Origin of the sequence: Duganella sp. S19_KUP01_CR8, from assembly GCF_036688705.1 — a bacterium.
In the GTDB taxonomy this organism is placed as follows: Bacteria; Pseudomonadota; Gammaproteobacteria; order Burkholderiales; family Burkholderiaceae_D; genus Rugamonas.
The window spans coordinates 1-21,105 of sequence record NZ_JAQQPR010000047.1; the positions used below are offsets into that span (position 1 = coordinate 1).

The following is a 21,105-nucleotide window of genomic DNA, read 5'->3' on the forward strand; positions in this document are numbered from 1 at the left end:
CCCGGCGCATGGGCGCCGGCGATCGCCGGCGTGCCGGCCGCGGCGGCGGCGGCCTCCTTGGCTTCCTTGGCCGCCACCACGGCGGCCTGTTCGGCGGCGCGGCGTTCGGCGGCGATGCGCGCCAGTTCCTGCGGCGGCGGGGTGAAGCGCACCGTGGCCAGGCGCATCAGCGGACGCAGCAACAGGAAGTAGCCGAGGATGATGCCGACGCCGTACATCACGTAGGAGCTGATGTCGACCACGTTGTCGCGTTCTTGCCACCATGGGACGACGGCGGCTTTGGGCGGGAAGTTCATGGCCGACACCACCAGCTGGTCGCCGCGGTCGGCGTTGATGCCCAGGCCGTTGCGCAGGATCTTGTCGATGTTGGCGATTTCGTTGGCGCTCCAGCCGGTCTTGGGCGTGGGCGAGGCGGCTTGCGCCAGCACCACGGCCACGCTCAGCTTTTCAAGGCGGCCGCGGCTGCGCTTGGTCTGGGTGATGCTGCGGTCGTAGGCGTACTGGCGGGTGGTGGCGTTCTTGCGCGCGGTGCCGTCGGCCGGATTGTTGGGGTCGTTGGCGGCGGCCGGCTTGGCGGCGTCGGCCGGGTTGGCGTTGGCCGGCGGCGGCCGGTTGGACAGGGTGCCCGGCACGCCTTGCGCCACGCGGTTGCGGTCCAGCTCTTCGCGCATGGCTTCGCTGGTGACTTTCGGATCGGCGCCGTATTTCTCGACCGTTTCCTCGACCTTGTCGTTGTCGACCACGGCCATCACGCTCATGCGGAAATTGTCGTCGCCGATGACCGGGCCCAGCAGGTTGCGGACGTTGGCCTTGACCTCGTCCTGGTAGCGCTTGCCGTTTTCATTGCTGGCGCTGCCGGCGTCGAAGCCGTCGACCAGGTCGATGTGCGAGGACAGCAGGTTGCCGGTCTGGTCGACCAGGCTGACGCGCTGCGGGCTGAGGCTGGCGACGCTGCCGGCCACCATGTTCACCACGGCGGCGATCGCCTCCGGCGCCAGCGTGTGGCCGGGCTTGAGCGCCACCACCACCGAGGCCGACGATTTCTCGCCGTCCGACGACACGAACGAGGTCGACTTGGCGATCGACAGGTGCACGCGCGCGTGGGCGATCGCGTCCAAGGTCATGATCGATTGCGCCAGCTCGCCTTCCAGGCCGCGGCGGAAGCGCACGTCCTGGACGAATTGCGACACGCCCAGCGGATCGTTCTTGTCCATCAGCTCGAGGCCGGCCGGCAGCTGGGCGGTCACGCCCTTGGCGGCCAGCAGCATGCGCACCTTGCCCAGCATCGAGTTGGGCACCAGCACCTGGCCGCTTTCCGGATGCAGGCGGTAGGGAATGTGGTCGGCGTCGAGCACCGTCATCATGTCGGCGGCGGCGACTTTTTCGCGCGCGCCGAACACCGGTTTATAGCCGGACTGGTCGCTCCACAGATACATCAGCACCATCGCCGTCACGCCGATCGCCAGCAGCAGCAGCGGATACAGGTTTTTCAGCAGGTTGGGCGGCATGGACAGCGCGACGGGGCTGGCGCGCCAGCGCTCGAAGGCGGACTTGATGGAATTGATCACGTTGTTGGCTTTCGCGTTGAACTGGGCACGCTGTTACAGCGGCAATTTGATGAGCTCGTCCACTGCGCCCATCACTTTGTTGCGCACTTGCATCAACATCGAGAAGGACAGGCTGGCTTCCTGGCTGGACAGCATGGCGCCGACCAGGTCGTCGCTCTTGCCGGAGTCGACGTCGGACATCTGCTGCGCCGCGTTGGCGTCGGCGTCGTTGACTTTGTGGACCGCGTCCTTCATCGACTGGGCGAAGGAGAAGGCCGGCTGAGCATCACCGGCACCCGCACCGGCGCCGGCGGCGAATTGCGCGGCGGGCGCCACGCTTTGGCTGGCCAGGTTGTGCGCCGCGTTGGTGAGCGACGCCAGGTCGGCCTGTATCAGGTTAGAGATTCCGTTACTCATCTTGCTATCTCCCGTTTATGCAACGTTTGCCCCATATGTCTACCATATCCAGATTGCCAGAAAGCAGCAAGCTCCACGTTGTTTATCTGTAAGACCCTGTGTCCAATCAAGCGACACATCGCGGCGGTTGTCACGCCGATGTCACACTCTTGCAAGAAAGGCAGCATATGCACGGCGTTCAAAGCCTGGCCAGCGCTGTCGCGGCGGCATCAGTGAAGGGGAGGAGGGGACAGGGGCGCTGACGCAATTCCCGGCAATAGGGAACTGTTTTCTTGCGGCAAATATCGTTATAAATCATTCACTAAGCGCCATGTATTCAAGGGTGTTGCAGAGCTGCGTCAGACGACGTGAAGCGGGTTAAGCTTACTGGCTAGCAATATTCTTGTAAAGACTTATTTGCCGCGAGGAATCACTTGGCTAAATATTGTTGGATGGCAATAATGTGAATTTTGATGTATGCTGTGCTAACGACAACGCATGACTTTAAGTTACGATAGGTAATATTCCCCAAATAGTGCGCTGGAAGTAACCAGTTTTTAGCTGGATAGTGCGATGATGGGGGGGAGCTAAGAAATCCGACATGGCGAAAACATGACAACGACAAAACAGACCGCGCCACCTCAAGTTCTGGATCCATGCCTGCTGGGGCGGCCGGTGCACCTGCTGCATATCTTTGCGGCCCAGTTGCGCGACGATCTGGCGCAGTCGATGCGGTTGAATATGAACCGTCGCTACTGGGGCGGCTTCCAGGTCGAGGACGTCACGTTCGAGCGGCTCGAAGACCGCGAAACCCGCGGCCGCTGGCTCAGCTTTGCCGCGCCGGCCGGGCAGATCGCCTTCTCGCTGGAACGCAAGGTGTTGCTCAGCGTGTTGAACTTCCGCTACGGCAGCGGCAAGACGGACGCCGCCGCGCTGGACGAGAACACGGTGAAAGTGACCGCCACCGAAGAACGCCTCGCCGTGGTTCTGGGGCAACAGTTGGCCGGCACCCTGGCCGGCCGCATCGAACTCAACCTCCCTGTGCTCGACAAGCCGGCCCCGGCCGAAGGCGAGCCGGAGGCGGTCGACAGCGAATTCAAGCCGGCCCCCGGCTCCCACCCGCCCAAGGGCAGCTGGGTCATCACCGTCACCGTGGCCGACATCCGCAGCGGCGCCACCGGCCAGTACTGGTTCGCGCTCGACAAGACGTTGATGGCGAGCGTGCTGCGCGGCCTGTTGCGCGACCGCGACGCCGGCAAGAAGTCCCAGCCCGCCGCGCCGCTGGCGCAGCGCCTGCAGGTCGGCCTGGTCGGCCGCCTGGCCAGCAAGGAAGTGCCGCTGGGCAGCCTGTACGACCTCCAGGTCGGCGACGTGATCCCGATCAGCCTGAACAGAGCGGATGTGCTGCTGGAGGACTCCCGTCTGTTCACCGCCGCGGTCACCGAACATAAAGGCAAACTCTGTTTAACCTCTTTTGAAGACGCCGAATAACATGATGAACATGAACGTAGCCAACCCTAGCGACGCCCTGCTGGAAGACCTGTCCGAAGAAATGATCATCGACCAAGTCGGCACCGAGCTGACCGACGTGCCGGCCGTGCCGACGCGGCGCGACCTGCCGGCCATGATGCGCAAGATCCCGGTGACCTTGACCTTGGAAGTGGGCTCGGCCCGCATCTCGCTGCAGGAACTGATGGCGATCGGCCCGGACAGCGTGGTCGAGCTCGACGTGCTGGCCGGCGAACCGCTGGTGATCAAGGTCAACGGCACCGCCATCGGCCGCGCCGAAGTGGTGGTGGCGGGCGAAAACTACGGCCTCAAAGTGATCGACCTGGACGGCCTGAATCTCGACATGATGACTCCATGACCTGGAGCGCTCACCCGCAGTGGCGCCGGCGACTGCTGCCAGCGGCGGCGGGCTTGACGTTGCTGGGCCTGCTGGCCTGCGTCCCGGCCCACGCGGTCGACCTGCTGGCCAACGTGGTGCCCGGCGCCAAAACCGAACTGACGGTCAAGACCCAGATCCTGATCATCATGACCTTGCTGGGCTTGCTCCCGGTGATGGTCATGATGATGACCAGCTTCACCCGCTTCGTGATCGTGCTGTCGCTGCTGCGCCAGGCGCTGGGCCTGCAGCAGGGCCTGCCCAACCGCATCATCACCGGGGTGGCGCTGATTTTAACGTTGCTGGTGATGCGCCCGATCGGCGACCAGATCTGGACCGAAGCCTTCGTGCCCTACGACCAGGACAAGATCGGCCTGGAGGTGGCCTTGCAGATCGCCGAGAAGCCGGTGTCGCGCTTCATGCTGGCGCAGACCAGCAAGGCGGCCTTGCAGCAGATCGCCCACCTGGCCGGCGAGGACAAGATCACCGAACCGTCGCAGCACGCCTTCACCGTCAAGCTGGCGGCGTTCGTGCTGTCGGAGCTGAAGACCGCATTCCAGATCGGCTGCATGCTGTTCATTCCCTTCCTGGTGATCGACCTGGTGGTGTCGTCGGTGCTGATGGCGATGGGCATGATGATGCTGTCGCCGCTGGTGATTTCATTGCCGTTCAAGCTGCTGCTGTTTGTGCTGGTGGACGGCTGGACCCTGACCGTCAATACGCTCGTCACGAGCGTGCAGGCGTATTAAGGAGGACCCGATGCTGACTCCCGAAGTTGCCGTCGACCTGGTGGTCGAATCGCTGCACATCGTCATGCTGCTGGTGGTGATCCTGGTCGTGCCCGGCCTGATCACCGGCCTGGTGGTGGCGCTGGTGCAGGCCGCCACGCAGATCAATGAACAAACCCTGAGCTTCCTGCCCAGGCTGCTGGTGACCCTGCTGGCGATCATCCTGATGGGGCGCTGGATGGCCGGCTACCTGATGGACTTCTGCGTCTCGATCTTCACCCGCGCGGCCACCTTGGTCGGCTAGCCGCCCCGTCATGGAACCGATCCTGAGCCAGTTGCTGCCGATGCTCACCGCGCTGTGGTGGCCGTTCTGCCGCATCCTGGCGATGTTCATCGGCGCCCCGGTGCTGGGCGAGGCGGTCACGCCGGTCACGGTGCGCATCCTGATCGCGCTGGTGCTGGCGATCCTGATGCTGCCGCTGACCACCGCCGCCGGCGCCTATGCGATCGAGCCGTTTTCCATGCACGGCGTGGTGGCTTCCATCGAGCAGGCGCTGATCGGCTTCGTGCTGGGCCTGGCCTTCCACTTCGCCATGTCGGTGATCGGCGTGCTGGGCTACCTGGTGTCGTCGCAGATGGGCTTTTCGATGGCGGTGATGAACGACCCGATGAACGGCCAATCGTCGGACGTGGTGTCGGCGCTGCTGTCGGTGCTGTCGATCATCGTCTTCTTCGCCATCGACGGCCACCTGGTGATCGCCAACGTCATCGGCCAGAGCTTCAAGGCCTGGCCGCTGGGCCACGGCTACAGCCCGCTGCTGCTGAACGCGATCGCCTACAACGTCGCCTGGATCTTCTCCGCCGCCATGCTGCTGGCGATCCCGGTGGTGTTTTCCACGCTGGTGGTGCAGCTGGGCTTCGGCCTGCTGAACCGGGTGGCGCCGGCGCTGAACCTGTTCGCGCTGGGTTTTTCCGTGATCACCATTTTCGGCTTGATGATGCTGGCGCAGGTGGTGCGCTTCATCCCCGAGCATTATGTGCGCATGACCAATATGGTGCTGGAGCTGATACGCCAGCAGATGCAGGTGGCGCTCCATGGCTGATCAGGACAGCGCCGACAAGACAGAAAAGGCTTCACAACAGAAGCTCAAGAAGTCGCGCCAGGAAGGGCAGGTGGTGCGTTCGCGCGACCTGTCGACGGCGATCGGCATCCTGGTCAGCCTGAAGCTGTTCGTCTACCTGCTGCCCGACTACCTGGGCGAATTCCTCGAGATCTTCCACCAGAGCTTTGCGCCGTTCAGTGCCTCGGGCGCGATCGAGAACGCCATGTCGACCGTGTTCAGCTCGGCGATGTGGCTGTTGATCAAGATGGTGCTGCCGCTGTTCGTGGTGCCGTTCTTCATCGTGCTGGGGGCGATGGTGCCGGGCGGCTGGGTGGTCAGCACCAAGCACTGGGAGCCCAAGATGGAACGGCTGAGCCCGGCGGCCAACCTGGGACGGCTGTTCAGCGCCAAGCACGCCACGGAATTCCTGATCTCGCTGGGCAAGGCGGGCGTGCTGATCGCGGTGCTGGTGCATGTGGCGCGCTCGACGGTGCAGAGCTACACCCAGTTGCAGCACATGCCGATGGGCCAGGCCATGATGATGGGTTCGAATTTGATGCTGGACAGCTTGATGTCGCTGGTCGCAGTGTTTATCATCTTCGCCTTGGTCGACGTGCCGGCGCAGGCGTATTTCTTCGCCAAGAACCAGCGCATGTCCAAGCAGGACCAGAAGGAGGAGCACAAGTCGAGCGAGGGCCGGCCGGAAGTGAAGAGCCGCATCCGCCAGCTGCAGCGGGCGATGGCGCGGCGCAGCGCGCGCAAGACGGTGCCGACCGCCGACGTGGTGATCGTCAACCCGGAGCATTACGCGGTGGCGCTCAAGTATGACCAGAACCGTGCCGAAGCACCGTATGTGATCGCCAAGGGCATCGATGAGATGGCCTTGTACATCCGCCAGCTGGCGGTCGAGTTCAAGATCGAGGTGATGCCGCTGGCGCCGCTGGCGCGCGCCATCTACAACACCAGCCAGGTCAACCAGCAGATCCCGGTCCAGCTGTACCAGGCGGTGTCGCAGGTGTTGAACTACATATTGCAGTTGAAGGCATTCCGTACCGGACGGCGCACCGCCGAGCCGGTGTATCCAAAAGAAGTCGATGTCCCCACATCCATGAGCGAGGTTGTTAAGTCATGAATTTTTTGAACAGGCTGGTCGCAGAAGCGCGTCGCCACAAGTTCGCCACGCCGGCATTCCTGCTGGTGATTTTGGCGATGATCATCCTGCCGTTGCCGCCGATATTGTTGGACGTGATGTTCACGTTCAACATCGTGCTGGCGCTGATCGTGATCCTGGTGTCGGTGTCGGCCCGCCGGCCGCTGGACTTCTCGGTGTTCCCGACGGTGATCCTGGCCACCACCATGATGCGCTTGACCTTGAACGTGGCGTCGACCCGGGTGGTGCTGCTGCACGGCCATGAAGGCACGGCCGCGGCCGGCCAGGTGATCGAGGCCTTCGGCAAGGTCGTCATCGGCGGCAACTACGTGGTTGGTATCGTGGTGTTCGTGATCCTGATGATCATCAACTTCATGGTGGTGACCAAGGGTGCGGAACGGATCTCCGAGGTGTCGGCCCGCTTCACCTTGGACGCCTTGCCGGGCAAACAGATGGCGATCGACGCCGACCTCAACGCCGGCCTGATCAACCAGGAAAAAGCCCAGGCGCGGCGCCAGGATGTCGCCGCCGAGGCCGACTTCTACGGCGCCATGGACGGCGCCTCCAAGTTCGTGCGCGGCGACGCCGTCGCCAGCATCCTGATCCTGATCATCAACATGGTCGGCGGCGTGGCGATCGGCGCGCTGATGCAGGACATGTCCTTCGGCGACGCCTTCAAGCAATACGCGCTGCTGACCATCGGTGACGGCCTGGTGGCGCAAATCCCGGCGCTGCTGCTGTCGGCCGCGGCGGCGATCCTGGTGACCCGCATCTCCGACTCCGGCGACTTCGAGCAGCAAGTCGGCGGCCAGGTGCTGGCCTCGCCGCAGGTGATGCTGAGCGCCTCGGGCATGATGCTGATCCTGGCCATGGTGCCGGGCATGCCGTGGCAGATGTTCGGCCCGTTCGCGCTGGTGCTGGCCTATGTCGGCTACCGGCTGCTGCAAAGGGTCAAGGCGCCCGAAACCAACAACCTGGACGCCATCGAGGCGGCGCTGCGCGAAGACCGCAACCCCGAGCTCGACTGGCACAGCCTGCCGGCCGTGCAGCAGTTGCAGGTGGCGCTGGGCTACAAGCTGGTCAGCCTGATCGACAAGGCGCACGGCGAACCGCTGACCAAGCGCGTCAAGGGCGTGCGCCAGAGCCTGTCCGAAGCGATGGGCCTGCTGCTGCCGCCCATCATCGTGCGCGACGACCTGGGCCTGAAGCCTTCGCAGTATTCGGTGATGTTGTCGGGCAGCGTGGTGGCCCAGGCCGAGGTGTTCGCCGACCGCCTGATGGCGATCCCTTCGCCCAACATCTACGGCCAGATCGACGGCATCCCCGGCATCGAGCCGGCCTACGGCATGCCGGTGACCTGGATCGAGACCAGCGAGAAGGCCAACGCGCTGGGGCTGGGCTACCAGGTGGTGGAGGCGCCGAGCGCGATCGCCACCCACTTGTCCAAGCTGATCCGCGAGTACCTGCCGGAGCTGTTCCGCCACGAGGACGTGCCGGCGCTGATGGACCGGCTGGCGGCGCTGTCGCCCAAGCTGGCCGGCTCGCTCGACAAGGCGCTGACCCACACGCAGATGCTGCGCGTGTTCCGCGTGCTGTTGGCGGAAAACGTCTCGCTCAGGGACATCGTGCCGATCGCCACCACCCTGGTCGACAGTTCCGAAACCACCAAGGACCCCATCCTGCTGGCGGCCGAGGTGCGCTGCGCGCTGCGGCGCCAGATCGTCACCGGCCTGTTCGGGCAGAAGACCGAGATGCAGGCCTTCAACCTGGGCGGCGACCTGGAGAACATGCTGCTGGGCTCGCTGAACCAGGCGCGCCAGAGCGGCAAGATCGTGCTGGACAACTATCCGATCGATCCGCACCTGCTGGCGCAGCTGCAGGTCAACATGCCGGTGGCGCGCGAGCAGATGAAGCAGCAGGCCACGCCGCCGCTGCTGCTGGTGCTGCCGCAGATCCGGCCGCTGCTGGCGCGCTATGCGCGGCTGTTCGCGCCCGGCCTGCATGTGCTGTCGTACAACGAGATCCCGGAAAACCGCGAAGTCAGCATCATCGGCACGGTCGGCTGATCGCCGCCGGCGCCGGCCGGATGCCGCCCAGTCCAGCGACTGGGCGGCATTTTTTTTGTCCGGATGGCTACTGTTGCTTTTTCGTCAGTTATTTCCAACGGTGCACTGACTTTTTAGTAAGCATGATATCTTTTCAACATCCCCAACCGTTGTACCTCACTGAAAGAGCCCAAAAATGAGAAATCTGAAATTTGTACGCGCTTTGATGTTCTTCGTGGCGATGGCTGCCGGCGGCGCCGCCGCCGCGGCGGAGCAGTTCCAGGTGGTCAACGTCGCCGGCATCCAGAGTTATGGTGAATTCGGCGAAGCGGGGAATACCATTATCGAGCTGAACCTGGGTGCGCTGGCGCAGGTCACCAGCATCGCCTGGAACGTCGACACCACCGCCAACTCGCCGAGCTGGCTGTCCGAACTGGAAGTGCATTTCAGCCCCACCAGCGGCAGCGGCGTGTACCTGACGCCGAGCGCCACCGAGGACAGCGGCAGCGAGCATAACGAGGGCAGCGCCATCCTGGCGGACTTGGGCCTGACGCTCAATGTCGGCGCCGACGGCAAGCTGCGCCTGGAGTTCAGCGATGGCTACAAAGACCTGGGCCCCGGCGAGGCCGACGGCCAGTGGGACGCCGGCAGCATCACCATCGGCTACGTCAGCGCGGTGCCGGAACCGTCGACCTACGGCATGATGTTGCTGGGTCTGGCCGCCATGGGCGTGGTTGCGCGCCGCCGCCAGAACCGCTGAGCTGCTTCAGCCAGGTATTTGTCAGATCAGCCCGCCCGGCGCCAGCGCCCGGCGGGTTTTTTCATGCCGGGAATTCAGGCCGATTCGGAGAACAGGTCGTCCGGCGGCAGCGGCTGCGACAGCAGCACCGCCAGCTCGGCCATGGCCTTGAAGATGGCCTGGCCCAGCGCCGCCGTGTGGGCGCGGGTAGGGTAGTTGTGTTCGCCGCCGGCGGGCGGCAGTTCGCGCCGCAGGCGGCAGCGCAAGATCGTCAGGCCGCAACGGCTGACGGTGGCCGCCAGTTGCGGCAGCATTTCGCGCATGTGCTGCATGGCGGAGGTCTGCGCCGCGCCCACTTCCAGCGCCACGCCGTTGCCGGTGGCCGGCTCCATCTGGATCACCACCCGGCCCACGCCCGGCAGCATCAGCTCCAGCCGCAGCGCCACCCGCGAACGGCGGCGGCGGTTGTTGCGTTCCTGTTCCTCGTCGTCCTTGACGATGACCTTCAGCACCAGGCGCTCGGCGCCCCAGGCATACACGGCGAAGCGCCACGGCTCCATCTCGGTCACCAGCGGCAGGCCGGGGCGGCCGTCGCGCATGGCGGCCGGCGTATGGTCGGCCATGAACAGGCTGGACGGCACATGCTGGCCGTTGGCCTGCTCCAGCCAGGCGGCGCGCTGCTCGGCATAGGTGCGCACCATCACTTGCCACGAGGCGGCCATCATCTGCGTGTCGGGCGGCTGCCAGACCAGCTGGCGCGACAGGAAGACTTGATTCGGGCGCATCGCCGCCGGATCGGCGCCGTTCGGCACTTCGGCCAGCGCGGCGGCCAGCGCCTCGACCCCCGATTGCGGCAGCGGCAGGCCGTCCGGGCCATCGAGCAGCACGCCCACCGCGCCGGGGCCGCCGGGCGCCAGCGGGCCGACCGGATAGTCCGCATCCAACGGCATGGCGCCCGGCGCGCGCGCAACCGGGCCTGGCGTGGTGGTCTGCCGGTCCGGGATGCCCAGCGGGCGCGCAGTTGGTCCGATGCGGTCTAAAGCCATCAAGCTCGCTCTCGAAAAAATCCGATGAAAAAAAAGCCAACCGATACTCCGGTTGGCTCCTTGTATTCCTGACCCGCGAGCAGATCAGGAAGGCGCTACGATTACTGCAGCAAGGACATAACCAGGGACGACGTGCTGTTCGACTGCTTCAGCATGGCGGTACCAGCTTGCAGCAGCATCTGGCTGGAGGTCATGTTCGACGATTCAGCGGCGAAGTCGGTATCCATGATACGGCCCTTTGCAGCTTTGGTGTTGGTCGAAATGTTGGACAAGTTGTTGTACACGTGGTCCAGACGGTTGGCGGCTGCACCCAGCGACGAACGGATGCCACCGACCGCGTCGATCGCGGTGCTGATGGTGTCGATGGCGTTGTTCGCTGCGGTCTGGCCGGCGGCGTTGCTGACCGATGCGGTACCGTCGGTGCCGTCGGAGATCTCGGTGCCGACTGCCGCGCCGCCTGCTGCGTAGCGTGCCGAAACAGCGGTCAGGGCGGTGCCGGTCAGGGCGGTCATGGCGGTCGACAGGTCGATTGCCATGGTTTCAGCCTTGGTGGCGCCGATCTGGAAGGTCATCGACGAAGCGATCGTGCCGCCGTCCATCAGCTTGGCGCCGCCGAAGGTGGTGTTTTTCATGACGTTGTTCAGTTCGCTACCCAGCGCGTCGAACTCGGACTGCAGTGCAGCCTGGTCTTTTGCGGTCGAGGAGGCATCGGCTGCCTGGGTGGCCAGATCTTTCATGCGGGTCAGCATGGTGGTGACTTCGTCAAACGCGCCTTCGGCGGTTTGCAGCATCGAAATCGAGTTCTGGGTGTTGCGCATAGCCATGGCCATGCCGCTGGTCTGGGCGGTCAGACGCGTTGCGATTTGCAAGCCTGCAGCATCGTCCATGGCCGAATTGACACGGAAACCGGTGCTCAGGCGGGTCTGCGAAGTCGACAGCGCCATCTGGGTGCGGGAGATCGAGTTCTGTGCGGAAAGGGCCGCAGCGTTAGTGTGAAGGCTCAGCATGAAATAACTCCTGGTAGGTGGATTCAGTTCGGAGCAACGGATCCTTTGTGCTCTCCCAAGTACAAGACGACCATATCTGGGAGGACATTAAATGCTTTGTGGAAATTTACAAAATATTTTTTAACAGAGGCCGGTTTTCCATCGCTAGGCCTGCTGCACAGCCTGTTCATCGCACGATTATGGTCCGGTTTTGCCCGGACGGCGCAATAAATTGTTCCCGGAATAAAAAAACAGCGCGCCACTGAGGACGCGCTGCCGAGCTTTCGTTGCTTTTTTGTCTTACATGTTCGGATAGTTCGGGCCGCCGCCGCCTTCCGGGGTGATCCAGACGATATTCTGGGTCGGATCCTTGATATCGCAGGTTTTGCAATGCACGCAGTTTTGCGCATTGATCTGCAGGCGGTCGGCGCCTTCGTCGGTCTTGATGAACTCGTACACGCCGGCAGGGCAGTAGCGCGCCTCCGGACCGGCGTACTGGGCCAGGTTGACGTCCACCGGCACGCTCGGATTTTTCAGGGTCAGGTGGATCGGCTGGTCTTCGGCGTGGTTGGTGTTGGAAATAAACACCGACGACAGGCGGTCGAAGGTCAGCTTGCCGTCCGGCTTGGGATAGCTGATCGGCGTGAACTGCGAGGCCGGCTTCAGGCATTCGTGGTCGGCGTGGCTGTGGTGCAGGGTCCACGGCGCCTTGCCGCGCAGGATGGCCTGGTCGACATAGGTCATCACCGAACCCACGTACAAGCCCTTGCTCAGCCATGGCTTGACGTTGCGCGCCACGTGCAGTTCCTCGTGCAGCCAGGATTTTTCAAAGGCGACCGGGTAGCTGGCCAGTTCGTCGTGCTGGCGGCTGGCGCCCAGCGCTTCGAACACCGATTCGGCGGCCAGCATGCCGGACTTGATGGCGGCGTGGCTGCCCTTGATGCGGCTCATGTTGAGGAAGCCGGCGTCGCAGCCGATCAGCGCGCCGCCCGGGAAGACCAGCTTCGGCAGCGATTGCAGGCCGCCGGCGGTGATCGCGCGGGCGCCGTAGGAAATGCGCTTGCCGCCTTCGAAGAAGGTCTTGATGGCCGGATGGGTCTTGTAGCGCTGGAATTCCTCGTACGGCGACAGATAAGGATTCTCGTAGTTCAGGCCGACCACGTAGCCGACCATGACCTGGTTGTTTTCCAGGTGGTACAGGAAGGAGCCGCCATAGGTCTTGCTGTCCAGCGGCCAGCCGGTGGTGTGCACCACCAGGCCGGGCTGGTGCTTGGCCGGGTCGATTTCCCACAGTTCCTTGATGCCGATGCCGTAGGATTGCGGGTCCTTGCCCTTGTTCAGGTCGTACTTGGCCATCAGCTGCTTGCCCAGGTGGCCGCGCGCGCCTTCGGCGAACAGGGTGTACTTGCCGTGCAGTTCCATGCCGAGCTGGAAGTCCGAGCCGGCTTCGCCGTCGCGCTTGACGCCCATATTGCCGGTGGCCACGCCCTTGACATGGCCGTCGTCGGTGTAAAGAATTTCGGCGGCAGGGAAGCCGGGGAAGATTTCCACGCCCAGCGCCTCGGCCTGCTGGCCCAGCCAGCGCACCACGTTGCCCAGCGAGATCACGTAGTTGCCGTGGTTCTCAAAGCAGGCCGGCAGCAGGAAGTTGGGGGTCTTGATGGCCTTGGTTTCGGTCAGGAACAACACGCGGTCTTCGGTGACTTCGGTGTTCAGCGGCGCGCCTTTTTCCTTCCAGTCAGGGATCAGTTCGGTCAGGGCCTTGGGGTCCATCACGGCGCCGGACAGGATGTGGGCGCCCAGCTCGCCGCCTTTTTCCAGCACGACGACCGACACTTCCTGGCCTTTTTCGGCGGCCAGCTGCTTGATCTTGATGGCCGCCGACAAGCCCGCAGGGCCGCCGCCGACGATCACGACGTCATACTCCATCGCGTCGCGCGGGCCGTACTGTTCTACTAGATTTTGTGGCTGTGTCATGGTCTGTTCTTATAGTGGTCAAAAAGGGTGGAGGAAAATTTAAGCACGAGTGTGCTTCTTTTTCGCTCGGAATGCAATGTGGGCGCCATTTTGAGGGACATTATTAGACACTGCAATCTAATACTGGCGATTTGTGTAATCATAACGATTCGACAGCCGGGCTGTCGGCAATTCATCACTTATACCAAACACTAGGAGTAGCTCGTGGGCATAGAAGTCAACTTTGAGGGAAAAATTGCGCTGATCACCGGCGCCTCCAGCGGTCTCGGAGCCCGGTTTGCCAAAGTGCTGGCCCAGGCCGGCGCCCAGGTGGTGCTGGCCTCGCGCCGCACCGAGCGCCTGAAGGAACTGCGCGCCGAAATCGAGGCGGACGGCGGCGCCGCCCATGTGGTCAGCCTGGACGTGACCGACTTCGCCAGCATCAAGTCGGCCATCGCCCACGCCGAGACCGAGGCCGGGCCGATCGACATCCTGGTCAACAACTCGGGCGTGTCGACCACCCAGCGGCTGGTCGACGTCACGCCGGAGGACTATGCCTTTGTCATGGACACCAATCTGCGCGGCGCCTTCTTCGTGGCCCAGCAGACCGCCAAGCGCATGATCGCGCGCGCCAAGGGCGACCCGAGCAAGAAGCACCGCATCATCAACATCGCCTCGGTGGCGGGCTTGCGGGTGATGCCGCAGATCGGCGTGTATTGCATGAGCAAGGCCGGCGTGGTGCAGATGACCAAGGCGATGGCGGTGGAGTGGGGCAAGTACGGCATCAACACCAACGCCATCTGCCCCGGCTATATCGAGACCGAGATCAACGAGGAATACTTCGCCAGCGAGCAGGGCCAGAAACTGATCGAGATGCTGCCGCGCAAGCGCCCGGGCAAGCCGGAAGACCTGGACGGCCTGCTGCTGCTGCTGGCCGGCGAGGATTCCAACTTCATCAACGGCGCCATCATCTCGGCCGACGACGGCATGACGGCGATGTAAAACGCAGTCATTCCCGCGCAGGCGGGAATCCAGGCATTGCCTGAATTCCCTCCATGCCGAGTTGGCGAGCATGCGGCCTATGGATTCCCGCCTGCGCGGGAATGACCCGGGCTAGAGCTGCAGGCCGACCAGCTTGTGGACCAGTTCCGACGAGGTGGCGGCCGAGAATTTGCGCATCAGCTTGGCGCGGTGCATTTCCACCGTGCGCGGGCTGAGGTCGATCTGGCGGGCGATGGTCTTGCTGGTCTTGCCCTCGACCAGCAGCGCGGCGATTTCCCGTTCGCGCGGGGTCAGCTCGGCCGTCACCGGGCGTTTTTCGCTGACGTCCTCGAAGGTCCAGATGCCGGGCCCCAGCGGTTCGGACGCCTTCATCGAATGGCCGGTGACGTGGCACCAGAACAGTTCGCCATCGGCGCGGCGCATGATGCGCTCGTCCGAGTAGCGGCCCTTGGCGTTCATGATGGGGATGATGCGGTCGCCGGTGCGCAGGAATTCGTCCATGGTCGGGTACAGCACCATGAAGGACTGGCCTTGCAGCTGCGCGCGGGCGTAGCCGAACATCGAGGCCAGCGCCTCGTTGCACGACTGGATGACGCGGTTCTCCGAGATGCACATGCCGACCGGCGCGTGCAGGAAAATGGATTCGTAATCGATGACCGGGGCATTGTTCATGGGTGGGGGCGGCAGGTAGTTCTACGGTATTGTGCTTTTGATTTGCGTATTCTATGCTGAGACGCCTCGTCGCTAGTGCATTTAATAATGTTAGCAACGGATTCAGCAACACACTATAAAGGGACACCCATGAATAAAATCTATCCTGACGCCGCCGCAGCGCTGGCGGGCGTCGTCCAAGACGGGCAAACCATCGCGGTCGGCGGCTTTGGCCTGTGCGGCATTCCCGAGGCGCTGATCGGCGCGCTGCGCGACTCCGGCGTCACCGGCCTGACCGCGATCTCCAACAACGCCGGCGTCGACGGCTTCGGCCTCGGCCAGCTGCTGGAAACCCGCCAGATCAAGAAGATGATCGCCTCCTACGTGGGCGAAAACAAAGAGTTCGCGCGCCAGTACCTGGCCGGCGAGCTGGAGTTGGAATTCACGCCGCAAGGCACCCTGGCCGAGAAGCTGCGCGCCGGCGGCGCCGGCATTCCAGCCTTCTTCACCAAGACCGGCGTCGGCACCATCGTCGCCGACGGCAAGGAAATCCGCGAATTCGACGGCGAGCAGTACGTGATGGAACGCAGCCTGGTGGCCGACGTCTCGCTGGTCAAGGCCTGGAAGGCCGACAAGGCCGGCAACCTGGTGTTCCGCAAGACCGCGCGCAACTTCAACCCGAACGCCGCGATGGCCGGCAAGATCACCATCGTCGAAGTCGAGCAGCTGGTGGAAATCGGCGAGATCGACCCGGACGCCGTGCACCTGCCGAGCATCTTCGTGCACCGCATCGTGGTCAACGCCACGCCGGAAAAACGCATCGAGCAGCGCACCGTGCGCGCCAACCAAGAATAACGGAGAGTAAATATCATGGCATGGACTCGTGACGAAATGGCCGCGCGCGCGGCGAAGGAATTGCAGGACGGTTACTACGTCAACCTCGGCATCGGCTTGCCGACCCTGGTGGCGAACTACGTCCCGGCGGGCATGGAAGTGTTCCTGCAATCGGAAAACGGCTTGCTGGGCATCGGCCCGTTCCCGACCGACGATGAAGTCGACGCCGACCTGATCAACGCAGGCAAGCAGACCGTGACGGCGCTGCCGGGCGCGGCCTACTTCAGTTCGGCCGACTCGTTCGGCATGATCCGCGGCGGCAAGATCAACCTGGCGATCCTGGGCGCGATGCAGGTGTCGGAAAAAGGCGACCTGGCCAACTGGATGATACCGGGCAAGATGGTCAAGGGCATGGGCGGCGCGATGGACCTGGTGGCCGGCGTCAAGCGGGTGGTGGTGCTGATGGAACATGTCGCCACCGCCAAGGACGGCTCGACGTCGCACAAGCTGCTGAAGCAATGCGACCTGCCGCTGACCGGCGTCGGCGTGGTGGACCTGATCGTCACCGACCTCGGCGTGATGGAAGTGACCGACAAGGGCTTGAAGCTGACCGAGCTGGCGCCCGGCGTCAGCAAGGAGCAGATCCAGGCCGCCACCGGCGTGCAGCTGGATACCTCGGCCCTGTAAGACGGGGCGCGGATGAAAAAGGCACGCTACGGCGTGCTTTTTTTTTCGTCAGTCGCGCAGCCGGACCAGCGCTTTCCAGACGCCGTCCAGGTGCTTCTTGTAGGCGGCGTTGGCCGGTTGCAGCAGGGCCGGGTCGTACTGGCGCCTGCCTTCCAGCGCGGGCGCGTTGTCATGGAATTCCAGCTCGCCCCGTATCGCCAGCTTGGTGGCGCCTTCGCGCAGGATGACCTTGACGGTGGAGTAGTCGACGCCGCCGCTGCAAAACAGTTTATACGGTATGGTGACTTCGCTGCGGCCGTCGTGGTTCAGGTCGGTGATGCGGATGGCGGTGAGGACGAAATCGGCGCTGTGATCCAGGATGGGGCAGTCGACACTGTCGCGCACCGTCCATTCCGTCTGCCAGCGGCCATCTTTGCGGCCGTAGTAGGTGGCGGCCAGTTCGATGTGGCCGTCGGCGCCGGCGGCCTTGCGGCTCAGCACCAGCAGGTGTTCGCCGACGCGGTCGTCGACGCGCTTGGCGTCGACCAGCTTGCCAGCATAGACGATGTGATGCGCGGCCAGGTAGATGGCGTCAACCTTGGGCGCCGGCTCGGCTGCGCTGCCGACGCCGCTGCCCAGGCAGAGCAGGGCGGCGGCCAGGAAGTTGACGGGAGTTGGTTTCATTCTCGGAATATATATGAAAAACGCCCCGCAGGCCGTCGTGCAGCGTGCGGGGCGTGGTCGGGGCAACGACTGATCAGTGCGCGTGGCGGGTCAGCGGTTGCAGGTCGGGGTCGGTCACGGTCGAACCTGGATTGTTCAGTTCCTTGTGCAGCGTGTCGTGGTTCAGCTCTTTTTCCCAGTGCGATACCACCACCGAGGCGACGCCGTTGCCGACGAAGTTGGTCAGCGCGCGGCATTCGCTCATGAAGCGGTCGATGCCCAGGATCAGCGCCATGCCGGCCACCGGGATGGTCGGCACCACGGCCAGCGTCGCCGCCAGGGTGATGAAGCCGGCGCCGGTGATGCCGGACGCGCCCTTGGAGGTCAGCATCGCCACGCCGAGGATGGTCAGTTCCTGCGTCAAGGTCAGGTCGGTGTTGGTGGCCTGCGCCACGAACAGCGCGGCCATCGTCATGTAGATGTTGGTGCCGTCCAGGTTGAACGAGTAGCCGGTCGGAACCACCAGGCCCACCACGGACTTGGAGCAGCCCAGGCGTTCCAGCTTGGTCATCAGCGAAGGCAGCGCGCTTTCCGACGAGCTGGTGCCCAGCACGATCAGCAGTTCTTCCTTGATGTAGGCGATGAACTTGAAGATCGAGAAGCCGGTCAGGCGCGCCACGGTGCCCAGCACCACCACCACGAACAGGAAGCAGGTCAGGTAGAAGCAGCCCATCAGCGTCGCCAGCGGTTTCAGCGACGCGATACCGTATTTGCCGATGGTGAAGGCCATCGCGCCGAACGCGCCGATCGGGGCGGCTTTCATGACGATGCCGACCACGCCGAAGATGGCCGACGACAGCTCGTCGATCAGCTTGGTGACCGGCTTGCCGCGCTCACCCAGCAGCGACAGCGAGAAGCCGAACAGGATGGCGATCAGCAGCACCTGCAGGATATCGCCCTTGGCGAAAGCGTCCACCACGGTGTTCGGGATGATGTTCATCACGAAGTCGATGGTCGACTGGTGCTTGGCTTTTTCCGTGAATTCGGCGATGGACTTGGTGTCCAGCGTGGCCGGGTCGGCGTTGAAGCCGGCGCCCGGGCGGATGATGTTGGCCACGAACAGGCCGATCACCAGCGCGAAGGTGGAGATCACCTCGAAGTACAGCAGCGCCTTGCCGCCGACGCGGCCGATCTTCTTGATGTCCTGCATGCCGGCGATGCCGGAGACCACGGTGCAGAAAATCACCGGAGCGATGATCATCTTGATCAGCTTGATGAAGCCGTCGCCGAGCGGCTTCATGCCGACCGCGTCGCTTGGGTAGAAGATGCCTAACAGGATGCCGCAGGCGATGGCGAACAACACCTGCACGTATAGAATTTTGTAGAACGGCTTTTTCACGGGGTCTCCTCGCGTTTCGGGTGAGGAGATCATCATCCGTCAAAATATGAGACATCACCATTGTGGTTAACCGCATTCACAACAGTGATATCCCTTATGCAAGGTTTGTCGCGACTTCCTTACTGCGCCACCCAGCCGCCGTCCATATTCCATGCCACGCCACGGACTTGTTTCGCCGCGTCGCTGCACAGGAACACCGCCAGCGCGCCCAGTTCTTCCGGCGTGACGAATTCGCCGGACGGCTGCTTGTCGGCCAGCAGCGCCCGCTTGGCGTCCTCGTTGCTGATGCTGTCCTTGGCGGCGCGGGCGTCGACCTGTTTCTGCACCAGCGGCGTCAGCACGAAGCCGGGGCAGATCGCGTTCACCGTCACGCCGGTGGTGGCGGTCTCCAGCGCGGTGGCCTTGGTCAGCCCGAGCAGGCCGTGCTTGGCGGCCACATAGGCCGACTTGCCGGCCGAGGCCACCAGGCCGTGGGTCGACGCCAGGTTGATGATGCGGCCCCAGTTGTTGGTGCGCATGCGCGGCAGCACCAGCCGCGAGGTGTGAAAGGCCGAGGTCAGGTTGATGGCGATGATGGCGTCCCATTTCTCGACCGGGAAGTCCTCGACATTGGCCACATGCTGGATGCCGGCGTTGTTGACCAGCACATCGATGCCGCCGAACTTGTCGCCGGCGAACACGATCATGTTCTCGATCTCGGCCGGCTTGGACATGTCGGCGTTGTGGTAGGCCACCTGCACGCCGAATTCCTTGGCCAGGTCGGTTTGCAGTTGGGCGATTTCAGCGACGTCGCCGAAGCCGTTCAACAGCACGTTGGCGCCTTCCGCCGCCAAGGTGCGGGCGATGCCCAGGCCGATGCCGGAGGTGGAACCGGTCACCAGCGCCGTTTTACCGCTCAAAGTCTTGTTTGCCATAGTGTCCTCTGGAGGGTTGGAGATTAAAGTCGTGCTGCGCTACACTTCGGTAGGATTTTAAGCGTAACGCCCGGTAAAATGGTATTTCTAAACAGCATTGCACAAATCACTATAAAAACCACCAAGGAAGTCGCATGTTCGAAGCAAAAATAAAGTCTGTTCAATGTCTGTCTCTGGCTGGTTTGCACCGCATGTCGTACAAGGAATGGGGCGACGAGAGCAACCCTAATGTGCTGCTGTGCGTGCACGGCGTGACCCGCGTCGGCGACGACTTCGACAACATGGCGCGCGCGCTGGCCAACGACTACCGCGTGATCTGCCCGGACATCGTCGGCCGCGGCCGCTCCGGCTGGCTGAAGAATCCGCAGCTGTACCGCGTCCCGCAATATGTTAGCGACATTGTCACTTTGCTGGCGCGCGTGTTGCCTGACGGTGAGCAACAGAAGGTCGACTGGTTCGGCACCTCGATGGGCGGCCTGATCGGCCTGGGCCTGGCCTCGCTGCCGGACAACCCGATCCGCAAGCTGATCCTCAACGACATCGGCCCGGTGCTGGCGCCGATGGCCTTGCAGCGCATCGGCGACTACATCGGCCAGGACTTGCGTTTCGATACCTTTGCCGAAGCGGCCAAGTTCATTCGCGACGTCTCGCTGACCTTCGGCCAGCACACCGAGGAGGAATGGCATAAACTGGCGAGCGACGTGCTGCGCCAGGACAAAGACGGTAAATGGGTGCGCCATTACGATATGGGGCTGGCCTTGCCGTTCCGTTCCGCCACGCCGGAATCGGCCGCTGCCGATGAAGCGCTGCTGTGGTCCGCCTACGATGCGATCCGTTGCCCGACCTTGCTGGTGCGCGGCGCCGAGTCGGATCTGCTGTCGGCGGAGACGGCGGCGCTGATGACCCAGCGCGGGCCGAAAGCCACGCTGGTGGAAATCCCGGACGTCGGCCACGCGCCGACCTTTTTCCACGACGACCAGATCGCGATAGTCAAGCAATTCCTGTTGGGCTAAATTAAAGTAGAGTAAAGAAGAAGAGTATGGAAATCAAACGACTGCATGTAGGCAAACGCTTGTCCGAAGTGGCAATTCACAACGGCACCGTGTATCTGGCGGGCCAGATCGCCGACGACAAGACGCTGGACATCCAGGGCCAGACCCGCGAAGTGCTGGGTCACATCGACCGCCTGCTGGCCGAAGCCGGCAGCGACAAGACCTGCATCCTCAGCACCACCATCTACATCGCCGACCTGGCCGATTTCGCCGGCATGAACGAAGCGTGGGACGCCTGGGTGCCGAGCGGCCACACGCCGCCGCGCGCCACCGTGGAAGCCAGGCTGGCCGATCCGGCATGGCGAGTGGAAATCATCGTCGTCGCGGCGCAGCGCTAGGGGCA

General features: G+C 63.4%; 22 protein-coding genes. 13 read left to right on the forward strand and 9 right to left on the reverse strand.

What is annotated here, in order from left to right:
• Positions 1–1,568 (reverse strand): flagellar basal-body MS-ring/collar protein FliF (fliF, locus tag V6M89_RS28805; RefSeq protein ID WP_332856441.1); only part of this gene is annotated, 1,568 nt, incomplete at its 3' end.
• 33 nt (positions 1,569–1,601) lie between these two features.
• Positions 1,602–1,964 (reverse strand): flagellar hook-basal body complex protein FliE, encoded by a 363-nt coding sequence (locus V6M89_RS28810; protein ID WP_332856442.1) that lies wholly within the window; start codon positions 1,962–1,964, stop codon positions 1,602–1,604.
• A 591-nt stretch (positions 1,965–2,555) separates the two neighbouring features.
• Here V6M89_RS28810 and V6M89_RS28815 point away from each other — a divergent pair.
• From V6M89_RS28815 to V6M89_RS28850, 8 genes are all read left to right on the forward strand, one after another.
• The gene (locus V6M89_RS28815; RefSeq protein WP_332856443.1) at positions 2,556–3,434 is read left to right on the forward strand and encodes a FliM/FliN family flagellar motor C-terminal domain-containing protein; all 879 of its coding nucleotides are present in this window, start codon (positions 2,556–2,558) and stop codon (positions 3,432–3,434) included.
• A gap of 4 nt (positions 3,435–3,438) precedes the next feature.
• Entirely contained in the window at positions 3,439–3,810 is a 372-nt protein-coding gene (locus V6M89_RS28820) for a FliM/FliN family flagellar motor switch protein (protein WP_199538397.1), read from the forward strand.
• On the forward strand, positions 3,807–4,577 hold the full coding sequence (gene fliP / locus V6M89_RS28825) for a flagellar type III secretion system pore protein FliP (protein WP_332856444.1): 771 nt from the start codon (positions 3,807–3,809) through the stop codon (positions 4,575–4,577). The genes V6M89_RS28820 and fliP overlap by 4 nt, the downstream gene beginning before the upstream one ends.
• Before the next feature lie 10 nt (positions 4,578–4,587).
• Positions 4,588–4,860 carry a flagellar biosynthesis protein FliQ gene (gene fliQ / locus V6M89_RS28830; protein WP_008449457.1) on the forward strand — a complete coding sequence of 91 codons (273 nt, stop codon included), beginning with the start codon at positions 4,588–4,590 and terminating at the stop codon, positions 4,858–4,860.
• A gap of 10 nt (positions 4,861–4,870) precedes the next feature.
• Complete coding sequence (locus V6M89_RS28835) at positions 4,871–5,659, forward strand: flagellar biosynthetic protein FliR (protein WP_332856445.1); 789 nt, start codon at positions 4,871–4,873, stop codon at positions 5,657–5,659.
• Complete coding sequence (locus V6M89_RS28840; RefSeq protein ID WP_332856446.1) at positions 5,652–6,791, forward strand: EscU/YscU/HrcU family type III secretion system export apparatus switch protein; 1,140 nt, start codon at positions 5,652–5,654, stop codon at positions 6,789–6,791. Before V6M89_RS28835 ends, V6M89_RS28840 begins: the two co-directional genes overlap by 8 nt.
• The gene (locus V6M89_RS28845) at positions 6,788–8,875 is read left to right on the forward strand and encodes a flagellar biosynthesis protein FlhA (protein WP_332856447.1); all 2,088 of its coding nucleotides are present in this window, start codon (positions 6,788–6,790) and stop codon (positions 8,873–8,875) included. Before V6M89_RS28840 ends, V6M89_RS28845 begins: the two co-directional genes overlap by 4 nt.
• Before the next feature lie 175 nt (positions 8,876–9,050).
• Entirely contained in the window at positions 9,051–9,614 is a 564-nt protein-coding gene (locus V6M89_RS28850; protein ID WP_332856448.1) for a PEP-CTERM sorting domain-containing protein, read from the forward strand.
• A 74-nt stretch (positions 9,615–9,688) separates the two neighbouring features.
• Here V6M89_RS28850 and V6M89_RS28855 read toward each other — a convergent pair whose 3' ends face one another.
• From V6M89_RS28855 to V6M89_RS28865, 3 genes are all read right to left on the reverse strand, one after another.
• On the reverse strand, positions 9,689–10,639 hold the full coding sequence (locus V6M89_RS28855; protein WP_332856468.1) for a hypothetical protein: 951 nt from the start codon (positions 10,637–10,639) through the stop codon (positions 9,689–9,691).
• 101 nt (positions 10,640–10,740) lie between these two features.
• Complete coding sequence (locus V6M89_RS28860) at positions 10,741–11,646, reverse strand: flagellin N-terminal helical domain-containing protein (protein WP_332856449.1); 906 nt, start codon at positions 11,644–11,646, stop codon at positions 10,741–10,743.
• A gap of 279 nt (positions 11,647–11,925) precedes the next feature.
• Positions 11,926–13,554, reverse strand: a complete 1,629-nt coding sequence (locus tag V6M89_RS28865; RefSeq protein WP_442882014.1) for an electron transfer flavoprotein-ubiquinone oxidoreductase — start codon at positions 13,552–13,554, stop codon at positions 11,926–11,928.
• Between the two features lie 252 nt (positions 13,555–13,806).
• Between V6M89_RS28865 and V6M89_RS28870 the strand changes: the two genes are divergently transcribed.
• Positions 13,807–14,583 (forward strand): SDR family oxidoreductase, encoded by a 777-nt coding sequence (locus tag V6M89_RS28870; protein WP_332856451.1) that lies wholly within the window; start codon positions 13,807–13,809, stop codon positions 14,581–14,583.
• 111 nt (positions 14,584–14,694) lie between these two features.
• On the opposite strand, the gene V6M89_RS28875 is transcribed toward V6M89_RS28870, so the two are convergent.
• Positions 14,695–15,255 carry a LuxR C-terminal-related transcriptional regulator gene (locus V6M89_RS28875; RefSeq protein WP_332856452.1) on the reverse strand — a complete coding sequence of 187 codons (561 nt, stop codon included), beginning with the start codon at positions 15,253–15,255 and terminating at the stop codon, positions 14,695–14,697.
• Positions 15,256–15,384: 129 nt separating this feature from the next.
• On the opposite strand from V6M89_RS28875, the gene V6M89_RS28880 reads away from it, so the two are divergent.
• Both V6M89_RS28880 and V6M89_RS28885 read left to right on the forward strand, forming a co-directional pair.
• Positions 15,385–16,089 carry a CoA transferase subunit A gene (locus tag V6M89_RS28880; protein WP_332856453.1) on the forward strand — a complete coding sequence of 235 codons (705 nt, stop codon included), beginning with the start codon at positions 15,385–15,387 and terminating at the stop codon, positions 16,087–16,089.
• Between the two features lie 15 nt (positions 16,090–16,104).
• Positions 16,105–16,755, forward strand: coding sequence for a CoA transferase subunit B (locus tag V6M89_RS28885; protein WP_332856454.1), 651 nt, complete (start codon positions 16,105–16,107; stop codon positions 16,753–16,755).
• Between the two features lie 48 nt (positions 16,756–16,803).
• Here V6M89_RS28885 and V6M89_RS28890 read toward each other — a convergent pair whose 3' ends face one another.
• The 3 genes from V6M89_RS28890 to V6M89_RS28900 all read right to left on the reverse strand — a co-directional run bounded on the left by V6M89_RS28890 (position 16,804) and on the right by V6M89_RS28900 (position 19,710).
• The gene (locus V6M89_RS28890; protein WP_332856455.1) at positions 16,804–17,418 is read right to left on the reverse strand and encodes a M949_RS01915 family surface polysaccharide biosynthesis protein; all 615 of its coding nucleotides are present in this window, start codon (positions 17,416–17,418) and stop codon (positions 16,804–16,806) included.
• Positions 17,419–17,491: 73 nt separating this feature from the next.
• A complete protein-coding gene (locus tag V6M89_RS28895; RefSeq protein ID WP_442882015.1) occupies positions 17,492–18,829 on the reverse strand; it encodes a dicarboxylate/amino acid:cation symporter in 1,338 nt (445 codons plus the stop codon).
• A gap of 86 nt (positions 18,830–18,915) precedes the next feature.
• Positions 18,916–19,710, reverse strand: a complete 795-nt coding sequence (locus tag V6M89_RS28900) for a 3-hydroxybutyrate dehydrogenase (RefSeq protein WP_332856457.1) — start codon at positions 19,708–19,710, stop codon at positions 18,916–18,918.
• A 134-nt stretch (positions 19,711–19,844) separates the two neighbouring features.
• Here V6M89_RS28900 and V6M89_RS28905 point away from each other — a divergent pair, with 134 nt between their 5' ends.
• Both V6M89_RS28905 and V6M89_RS28910 read left to right on the forward strand, forming a co-directional pair.
• Positions 19,845–20,723, forward strand: a complete 879-nt coding sequence (locus V6M89_RS28905; protein ID WP_332856458.1) for an alpha/beta fold hydrolase — start codon at positions 19,845–19,847, stop codon at positions 20,721–20,723.
• Positions 20,724–20,749: 26 nt separating this feature from the next.
• Positions 20,750–21,100 (forward strand): RidA family protein, encoded by a 351-nt coding sequence (locus V6M89_RS28910; RefSeq protein ID WP_332856459.1) that lies wholly within the window; start codon positions 20,750–20,752, stop codon positions 21,098–21,100.
• The last annotated feature ends 5 nt before the right edge of the window (positions 21,101–21,105 follow it).

Excerpts from the sequence above, each read along its gene's own strand:
- V6M89_RS28810 (WP_332856442.1), bottom strand. The coding sequence starts at position 1,964 with ATGAGTAACGGAATCTCTAACCTGATACAGGCCGACCTGGCGTCGCTC.
- V6M89_RS28815 (WP_332856443.1), top strand. The coding sequence starts at position 2,556 with ATGACAACGACAAAACAGACCGCGCCACCTCAAGTTCTGGATCCATGC.
- V6M89_RS28820 (WP_199538397.1), top strand. The coding sequence starts at position 3,439 with ATGAACATGAACGTAGCCAACCCTAGCGACGCCCTGCTGGAAGACCTG.
- fliP (WP_332856444.1), top strand. The coding sequence starts at position 3,807 with ATGACCTGGAGCGCTCACCCGCAGTGGCGCCGGCGACTGCTGCCAGCG.
- fliQ (WP_008449457.1), top strand. The coding sequence starts at position 4,588 with ATGCTGACTCCCGAAGTTGCCGTCGACCTGGTGGTCGAATCGCTGCAC.
- V6M89_RS28835 (WP_332856445.1), top strand. The coding sequence starts at position 4,871 with ATGGAACCGATCCTGAGCCAGTTGCTGCCGATGCTCACCGCGCTGTGG.
- V6M89_RS28840 (WP_332856446.1), top strand. The coding sequence starts at position 5,652 with ATGGCTGATCAGGACAGCGCCGACAAGACAGAAAAGGCTTCACAACAG.
- V6M89_RS28845 (WP_332856447.1), top strand. The coding sequence starts at position 6,788 with ATGAATTTTTTGAACAGGCTGGTCGCAGAAGCGCGTCGCCACAAGTTC.
- V6M89_RS28850 (WP_332856448.1), top strand. The coding sequence starts at position 9,051 with ATGAGAAATCTGAAATTTGTACGCGCTTTGATGTTCTTCGTGGCGATG.
- V6M89_RS28855 (WP_332856468.1), bottom strand. The coding sequence starts at position 10,639 with ATGGCTTTAGACCGCATCGGACCAACTGCGCGCCCGCTGGGCATCCCG.
- V6M89_RS28860 (WP_332856449.1), bottom strand. The coding sequence starts at position 11,646 with ATGCTGAGCCTTCACACTAACGCTGCGGCCCTTTCCGCACAGAACTCG.
- V6M89_RS28865 (WP_442882014.1), bottom strand. The coding sequence starts at position 13,554 with ATGGAGTATGACGTCGTGATCGTCGGCGGCGGCCCTGCGGGCTTGTCG.
- V6M89_RS28875 (WP_332856452.1), bottom strand. The coding sequence starts at position 15,255 with ATGAACAATGCCCCGGTCATCGATTACGAATCCATTTTCCTGCACGCG.
- V6M89_RS28880 (WP_332856453.1), top strand. The coding sequence starts at position 15,385 with ATGAATAAAATCTATCCTGACGCCGCCGCAGCGCTGGCGGGCGTCGTC.
- V6M89_RS28885 (WP_332856454.1), top strand. The coding sequence starts at position 16,105 with ATGGCATGGACTCGTGACGAAATGGCCGCGCGCGCGGCGAAGGAATTG.
- V6M89_RS28890 (WP_332856455.1), bottom strand. The coding sequence starts at position 17,418 with ATGAAACCAACTCCCGTCAACTTCCTGGCCGCCGCCCTGCTCTGCCTG.
- V6M89_RS28895 (WP_442882015.1), bottom strand. The coding sequence starts at position 18,829 with ATGATCTCCTCACCCGAAACGCGAGGAGACCCCGTGAAAAAGCCGTTC.
- V6M89_RS28900 (WP_332856457.1), bottom strand. The coding sequence starts at position 19,710 with ATGGCAAACAAGACTTTGAGCGGTAAAACGGCGCTGGTGACCGGTTCC.
- V6M89_RS28905 (WP_332856458.1), top strand. The coding sequence starts at position 19,845 with ATGTTCGAAGCAAAAATAAAGTCTGTTCAATGTCTGTCTCTGGCTGGT.
- V6M89_RS28910 (WP_332856459.1), top strand. The coding sequence starts at position 20,750 with ATGGAAATCAAACGACTGCATGTAGGCAAACGCTTGTCCGAAGTGGCA.